A 6666-nucleotide genomic window follows, 5' to 3' on the forward strand; every position below is an offset into this window, starting at 1 on the left:
GCCGCGAACACCGCCCTGCGGAATCCCTTCGCGGCTGAAGCCGCTCCTACGGAAGTGCGACCTCAAAGGGCGTTTTCGACAATGATCGCCACGCCCTGCCCGCCGCCCGCGCAGGCCGAGGACACGCCGTATTGCAGCCCGGCTTCCTGCAGTTCGCGCGCGACGGTCGTCGTCAGGCGCACACCCGACGCGCCCAGCGGATGGCCGATCGCGATCGCGCCGCCATGCACGTTGCTCTTGTCGCGATCCAGCCCCAGCTCGCGCTCGCATGCGAGGTACTGCGCACCGAAGGCTTCGTTGATCTCGACGCGACCGAGGTCGCCCACCGTCAAACCGGCTTTCGCGACGGCCGCGCGGATCGCCGGAGCCGGGCCGATGCCCATGATTTCCGGCGGCACCGCCACCGACGCGCCGGCGACGATGCGCGCCAGCGGTTTCACGCCATGCGCGCGCACCCAGTCGCCGTGCGCAACGATCACCGCGGCGGCGCCATCGACGATCGCCGAGCTGTTGCCGCCGGTCTGCACCCCGCCGAACGCGGGTTTCAGCTTCTGCAGCGCCTCGTATGAAGTCGGCCGCACGTGGCCGTCGCGCTCGCAGCTTTCGGCGCGGTCGGCGAGCTTCAGCGCACGGGCGTTGTAGCCATCGAGCTCCCATTTCGCATTGACCACCGGCGTCACCTCGCCGGCGAAATAGCCGGCTTCCCACGCGGCACAGGCCCGCGCAAAGCTCTGCGCGGCGAAGCGGTCGACCTCCTCGCGCGAGATGCCGTAGCGCTTGGCGAGGTTCTCGGCAGTGTCGCCCATGCTCGCACCCGGCGCGGTGTCCTTGGTCGCTTCCCACAGGAAGTCGCGGAAATCGAGCTGGCCCATACGAAAACCCGCGCGGTGCGTGTAGGCGGCGATCGGGTTGCGCGACATCGATTCGGTGCCCACACACAGCGCGACCTTGGCCTTGCCCAGCGTGATCTGGTCGGCCGCGGCGATGATGGTCTCGAAGCCGGTGCCGCACAGGCGCTGCACCAGCAGCGCCGGCACGGCCGGATTCACGCCGGAATACAGACCGATGTGGCGCGGCAGGAAATAGGCGTCGAAGCTCGCCTGCGCCATGTTGCCGGCGACGATGGCGTCGATTTCGCCCGCCGGGATGTCACTTTTCTCGAACAGCGCGCGCGCCGCGAAGATGCCAAGATCGGTCGGCGACACATCGCGCAGCACGCCGTTGTAATCGGCGAAGGGGGTGCGCTGGCCGGTGACGAGCCAGATGTCGTTGTATGCGCCGGCATGAGCCGCGGCTTCCGACGCGGCGTAAGGATTGGTCTTCGTATTCATCGTTGCGGCCCCTGCCCTTTGCGGTTGAGGAAGTGGCCGATGCGCTCGGCGACTTCCGGACTGGTCTGTGTCAGCGCAGCGGTGAGCGATTCGACATAGAAGCCGTCGTCGGTCGCCATGTTGTCGATGCGGCTGATCGCGGTGACCATTGCCCAGTTCGCCATCGGCGCGTTTTCGGCGATGCGGCGCGCGAGTTCCTGCGCCTTCGCGAGTGCCTCGCCGTGGCCAACGAGGTAGTGCGACAGCCCCAGGCGCTGGCCTTCGTCGGCATCAAGGATGCGACCGGTCAGCATCATTTCGCACATGCGCCCCGGCCCGATGATCTTCGCAACGCGCACCGATGCGCCGCCGCCGACGAAGATGCCGTGACGACCTTCCGGCAACTGGTAGATCGTGCTCGGCTCGGCGATACGCACGTGGGTTGCGGTCGCCAGTTCCAGCCCGCCGCCGATCACCGCGCCATACAGCGCGGCGACAACGGGGATGCCGCTGTTCTGGATGCGATTGAACACGCGGTGCCAGCTCTGCGAATGCTTCATTACGCCGAAGGGTTCGCGATGCTGATGCTCGGACAAGTCCAGGCCGGCGCAGAAGTGCTCGCCGTCGCCGGCCAGCACGATCACGCGCGCATCTTCGGGCATCGCGATGAAGGCCTCCTCGATCGCGCTCAGCAGGCGGTCGCTGATCGCGTTGCGCTTGGCCGGCCGGGCCAGCGTGACCGTGTAGATGTGGTCCTTGTACGAGGTTCTTACCAGTTGTTCGCTCATCGCGACGATCCTTTATCGTTTTCGTGCCGCCCTCCGTCGGCGGCATCCGGTTATACGGTGACGACACTCTTGTCCGGCATCTCGGCGTACAGGTATTCGACAAGATCCTTGCGTCGTGTCAGTACCGCGCGCTGGTTGATGTAGCCCTTGTCGGTGATTTCGCCGGCTTCCACCGATGGCGGTTCGGCCATCAGCAAGGCCCGCGCCGGCACCGTCGACGATCCGCCGCCGCCCTGCACCATCGCGGCCATACCCAGTCGCACGCGCGCCAGCACCGCCGGATTCGACAGCACCTGTTCGACCGGCGCGTCGGCGGGCAGCCCCGTGCATAGCGAGCGGCATTCGGGAATGTTCGGAAACACCAGGAAGCCGATTTCGTCGCGGTCGTGACCGGTGACGACGATGTCCTGCGCAACCGGCTTCAATGCATCGATACCCTTCACGCGCAGCGACCCGACATGCACCCAGGTGCCCGTCAGCAGCTTGAAATCCTCGCCAACGCGGCCGTCGAACAGCAAGCCCTGTTCCGGGCGAGCGGGATCGACAAATTCGACCGCGTCGCCGATCAGGTAGAAACCTTCCTCGTCGAAGGATTTGGCGGTCAGTTCGGGTTGTTTCCAGTAGCCGGGGAACACGTTCGGCCCCCTCACCCGCACTTCGAGCTTGTCGGCCGAGCTCACCAGCTTGAGTTCGGTGCCCGGCACCGGCACGCCGATGACGCCCGAACGTACCGCCTGGAAATGGCAGTCAGTCGCGAGCGGCGCGGTTTCGGTCGAACCCCAGGACGACACCATCGTGACGCGGCGCCCGGTCGTCTCTTCGGAGAGGTTTTCCAGTTCCGCCCACAAGTGCTGCGGCAACGCAGCACCCGCGTAGAAGATCAGTTTCAGGCGCTTGAAAAAGCACTCCCGCAGCGCCTTGTCACGGCGCAACTCCGGCACCAGCATGTCATAGGCGCGGGGCACGCTGAAATAAATCGTCGGCGACACGTCCTTCAGGTTGCGCAGGGTTTTCCCAAGCAGCGCCGGCGTCGGCTTGCCGTCGTCGATATACAGGCTGCCACCCCAGCGCAGCACCATGTTGAAGTCGTGATTGCTGCCGAAAGTGTGACTCCACGGCAGCCATTCCATCAGCACCGGCGGCTCATTGTGCAGGAAGGGCCACACCAGTTCCTTGGCGAGCTGGCTCGAACACAGCATGCGCTGCGTATTGATGACCGCCTTCGGCGTGCCGACCGAGCCCGACGTGAACAGGAACTTGCCGATCGTATCCGGGGTGATGCGCGCGAACGCAGCCATCACCGCCGCTTCGTCGCTGTTCGCCTCGATTTCCGCAAACGGCACGCAGCCCGGCATCGGCTCGCTGTGTCCGCCGGCGAGCACGACGCCGTCGTGCAGCGGACGGATCGCATCGATCGCAGCGGCGAAGCGCCCGACGGGGTCGGCATAGATCACGCCCGGACGCATCAGTTCGATATTGCCCTTCAGCTTCGCGAAATCCTTCGACATCAGCGAGTTGCCGGTCGAAATCGCGCACGAGGGCACGCCGATGTGCATCGCTGCGAGCATCAGCAGCGCGTGCTCGATCGAGTTATCGGACAGGATCACCACCGGCCGCTCGGCCGACAGATCCTGCCCTGACAGCCAGGTCGCAATCGCCACCACGCGGCGCCTCGCCTCGCCGTAAGTGAGCGTGTCCCACTCGCCCGCGGCATTGCGTTCGGCGAGGAAGATCCGCTGCGGCGCCTCGCGCGCCCACAATTCCAGCCACTCGCCGACGCAGCGCGCGTAGGTGTCCGGAAGAGGAATCCCGGAACGCAGGATGCGGCTGCCATCCGGCCGGGTTTCGATGTCGACGACCGGCCGGGCGAACATCGCGTCGATCTCAGGTATCTCAGTGCTCATGGGATTCCCCGTCCGCCGATCACTTGCCGATCATTTTGTACGCGCCGCTGTCGATCTTCACGAGCACGTGCGAGCGTTCGTCGAGGCCGAAATGGTCGCTTGCGCTCATGTTGTACACGCCGTGGCTCGCAACGACTTCCTTGTTCGACTCGATTGCATCGCGCAACGCCGCACGGAACTGCGGGGTACCCGGCTTCGCGGTCTTCAGCGCCACCGGAATTGCCTGCTCGACGATGCGATACGCGTCGAATGCGTGACCGGCGAACGACGAGAACGACCCGGCGCCGTACTGCGCTTCGTATTTCGTCACCAGCTCGCGCCCGACCGCTTTCGACGGATGCGAATCCGCGACCTGATCGACGACCACGACCGGCCCCACCGGCATGATCGCGCCTTCGGCGGACTTGCCGGCGACCTTCAGAAAGGCCTGGTTCGCCGCCGCGTGGGTCTGGTAGATCTGGCCCTTGTAGCCGCGCTCGATCAGCGTCGTCTGCGGCAGCGCCGCCGGGCTGCCGGAGCCGACGATCAGCACCGCGTCGGGGCGAACGGAAACGAGCTTCAGCACCTGGCCGCTGACCGAGGTGTCGGCTCGCGCATAACGCTCGATGGGCCCGAGCTTGATGCCAGCCGCTTCGGCGCGCGACGTCACCGCCCCGAGCCAGTCCTCGCCGTACGCGTCGGAGAAGCCGATGAAGCCGAGCGTCTTCACGCCAGTCTTCTTCATGTGCCCGACGAGCGCGCTGGCCATGACGCTGTTCTGCTGCGGTGTGCGGAACACCCATTTGTCGCGGTCCGCCGACAGCGACACCGGGCTGATCGCAACCTGCGGGGTGGCACTCTCGTTGGCCACCTCGGCGATGGCAACGGTCGCCGGCGTCGTCGAGGAACCGATCAGCACATCCACCTTGTCCTCGGTGACCAGCTTGCGCGCATTCTTCGTCGCAACCGACGGATCGGTCGCGTCGTCGAGCACGATGTAGTTCACCTTTTCGCCTGCGATTTGCGTCGGCAACAGCGCAAAGACGTTCTTTTCCGGAATCCCGAGCGAGGCCCCCGGACCGGTCGCCGACAAGGAAACGCCAATCGTGATGTCCGCCAAGGCCGGCTGGACGTGCGACACGGCCGCGATCGAGCACAGCACTGCGAGTTTCTTGACTTGCATGTTCATCTCACTCCTTTGGTGATTGACGCCCGACGAGGATCGGGTCTGGACGTTTTTGGCGGGTCTGGCCGCTCTGTGACTTGCCGGTATTGTGGTGCCTCGGCATGGTGTTCAAGTTAGCAGAGGCAAAGGTCACTTGTCAAACACTTGTTCAAGTAGTTTGTTAGCGAAAATACGTGGGCCGTCGCGTCGCTAGCGTTCGCCGCGACGGTCCGAGGCAAAATCTCAGAAAGAGTGCCGGATACCGGTTCCGACCAGCGTCGTCGTGCCACCGGGCACCGCAAGGCCGTTGAACACACTGCGAGCAACCGCGTCGTCGTTGTCGGCGCGGATCACCCGCGCATACAGCGCAGTACGTTTGGACAGGTTGTGGCTGTAACCGAGTGCATAGGAGCGTGAGTCCGATTGACGCGCATCGGAATCGTAAGCTGCATAGCCGATCTGGACATTTCCGGCAGCGCCAACCGGAATGCGGACGCCTACATTCCAGAGTTTGCCGTCGGCCGACACCTCGCCATCCAGCGTCTGATAGCTGGCGATCAGTTTCAGCACACTGAAGTCATATGAAGCACCGATCATGTGTTCGCGTTGCTGCCGGTCGACGATGGGCGCTGCCACCGTGCTCGTGTCCAGGCGGTGAAACACATAGCCGACGGACAAGGGGCCATTTGCGTAATTGAGACTTGCTCCAGCGAACTGCCCGGCATTGCGGTTGATCGTGCTTTCCTGCCCCAGTCCATACATCGCGCTGAGCGTGAATCCGCCCCAGTTGGGGGAGTTGTAGTTGACGGAATTGTTCGCCCGCCCCGGACCGGTCGAAACGATGCTCATCCCGCCCTGTGCCGCGAGCGCCGTCACCGGCGAGAACGGCCCTCCCATCAGCGCGTCGTAGCGCAACAGGGACATCCAGTAGCCGGGGGAATGTTGACGCCCGGCGGTAACCGTACCAAATCCTCCCTGCAGACCGACAAACGACTGCCGGCTGAACAGCACACCGGGTGGAACCGTACCTCCGGTATCCACCGCGATGCCGCTCTCGAGACGGAACAGGGCCTTCAATCCGTTGCCAAGATCCTCGGTGCCGTGAAATCCGATGCGACTCGGTTCCAGTCCGCCGCTGTCGAGGACCGTGAGATCCTTGTGTTCTCCCTTCGCGTAACCGACGAACATGTCCATCGCGCCGTAAATCGTGACGTTCGACTGCGCGAACGCCGGTCCGGCGACCGTAACAAGCGCGGCACATCCCGCTGCAATTCGATACCCCTTCATGCCTCCTCCTATGTGTCCCGATATAGTTGTGAGCGGACGATGGGCACAGCCCTGCCCCGCCTGCGTCGTCCGGCACAGGCGGGCTGAAGCGAAAGGTGAATCAGGCGGCCAGCTTGTCCTGATGCTTGCCCCCCAGGCCGAGATAGGCCTCGATGACGCGCGGATCGTCGGCGAGCTGCTTGGCCGGCCCTTCCATCGCGATCTCGCCGGTCTCGAGCACGTAGGCGTAGTCG

6 protein-coding genes are annotated in these 6666 nt (G+C 64.6%); all 6 read right to left on the minus strand.

Features of this window, described 5'->3' with window-relative positions:
- Positions 1-62 precede the first annotated feature (62 nt).
- The gene (locus tag GPA25_RS23240; RefSeq protein ID WP_169262777.1) at positions 63-1331 is read right to left on the minus strand and encodes a thiolase family protein; all 1269 of its coding nucleotides are present in this window, start codon (positions 1329-1331) and stop codon (positions 63-65) included.
- A complete protein-coding gene (locus tag GPA25_RS23245; protein ID WP_169262778.1) occupies positions 1328-2098 on the minus strand; it encodes a crotonase/enoyl-CoA hydratase family protein in 771 nt (256 codons plus the stop codon). The genes GPA25_RS23240 and GPA25_RS23245 overlap by 4 nt, the downstream gene beginning before the upstream one ends.
- A gap of 50 nt (positions 2099-2148) precedes the next feature.
- Positions 2149-4002 carry a feruloyl-CoA synthase gene (locus GPA25_RS23250; protein WP_169262779.1) on the minus strand — a complete coding sequence of 618 codons (1854 nt, stop codon included), beginning with the start codon at positions 4000-4002 and terminating at the stop codon, positions 2149-2151.
- A 19-nt stretch (positions 4003-4021) separates the two neighbouring features.
- On the minus strand, positions 4022-5164 hold the full coding sequence (locus GPA25_RS23255) for an ABC transporter substrate-binding protein (protein WP_169262780.1): 1143 nt from the start codon (positions 5162-5164) through the stop codon (positions 4022-4024).
- Between the two features lie 225 nt (positions 5165-5389).
- On the minus strand, positions 5390-6433 hold the full coding sequence (locus tag GPA25_RS23260; RefSeq protein WP_169262781.1) for a porin: 1044 nt from the start codon (positions 6431-6433) through the stop codon (positions 5390-5392).
- Between the two features lie 100 nt (positions 6434-6533).
- A partial coding sequence (locus GPA25_RS23265; RefSeq protein ID WP_484463059.1) for an ABC transporter ATP-binding protein C-terminal domain-containing protein occupies positions 6534-6666 on the minus strand: 133 nt, incomplete at its 5' end.

The sequence above is a fragment of the Aromatoleum diolicum genome (assembly GCF_012910955.1).
Taxonomy (GTDB): Bacteria; Pseudomonadota; Gammaproteobacteria; order Burkholderiales; family Rhodocyclaceae; genus Aromatoleum; species Aromatoleum diolicum.

Bases quoted from the DNA above. Each gene is read 5' to 3' on its own strand.
- GPA25_RS23240 (WP_169262777.1), bottom strand. From the start codon at position 1,331: ATGAATACGAAGACCAATCCTTACGCCGCGTCGGAAGCCGCGGCTCAT.
- GPA25_RS23255 (WP_169262780.1), bottom strand. From the start codon at position 5,164: ATGCAAGTCAAGAAACTCGCAGTGCTGTGCTCGATCGCGGCCGTGTCG.
- GPA25_RS23260 (WP_169262781.1), bottom strand. From the start codon at position 6,433: ATGAAGGGGTATCGAATTGCAGCGGGATGTGCCGCGCTTGTTACGGTC.
- GPA25_RS23245 (WP_169262778.1), bottom strand. From the start codon at position 2,098: ATGAGCGAACAACTGGTAAGAACCTCGTACAAGGACCACATCTACACG.
- GPA25_RS23250 (WP_169262779.1), bottom strand. From the start codon at position 4,002: ATGAGCACTGAGATACCTGAGATCGACGCGATGTTCGCCCGGCCGGTC.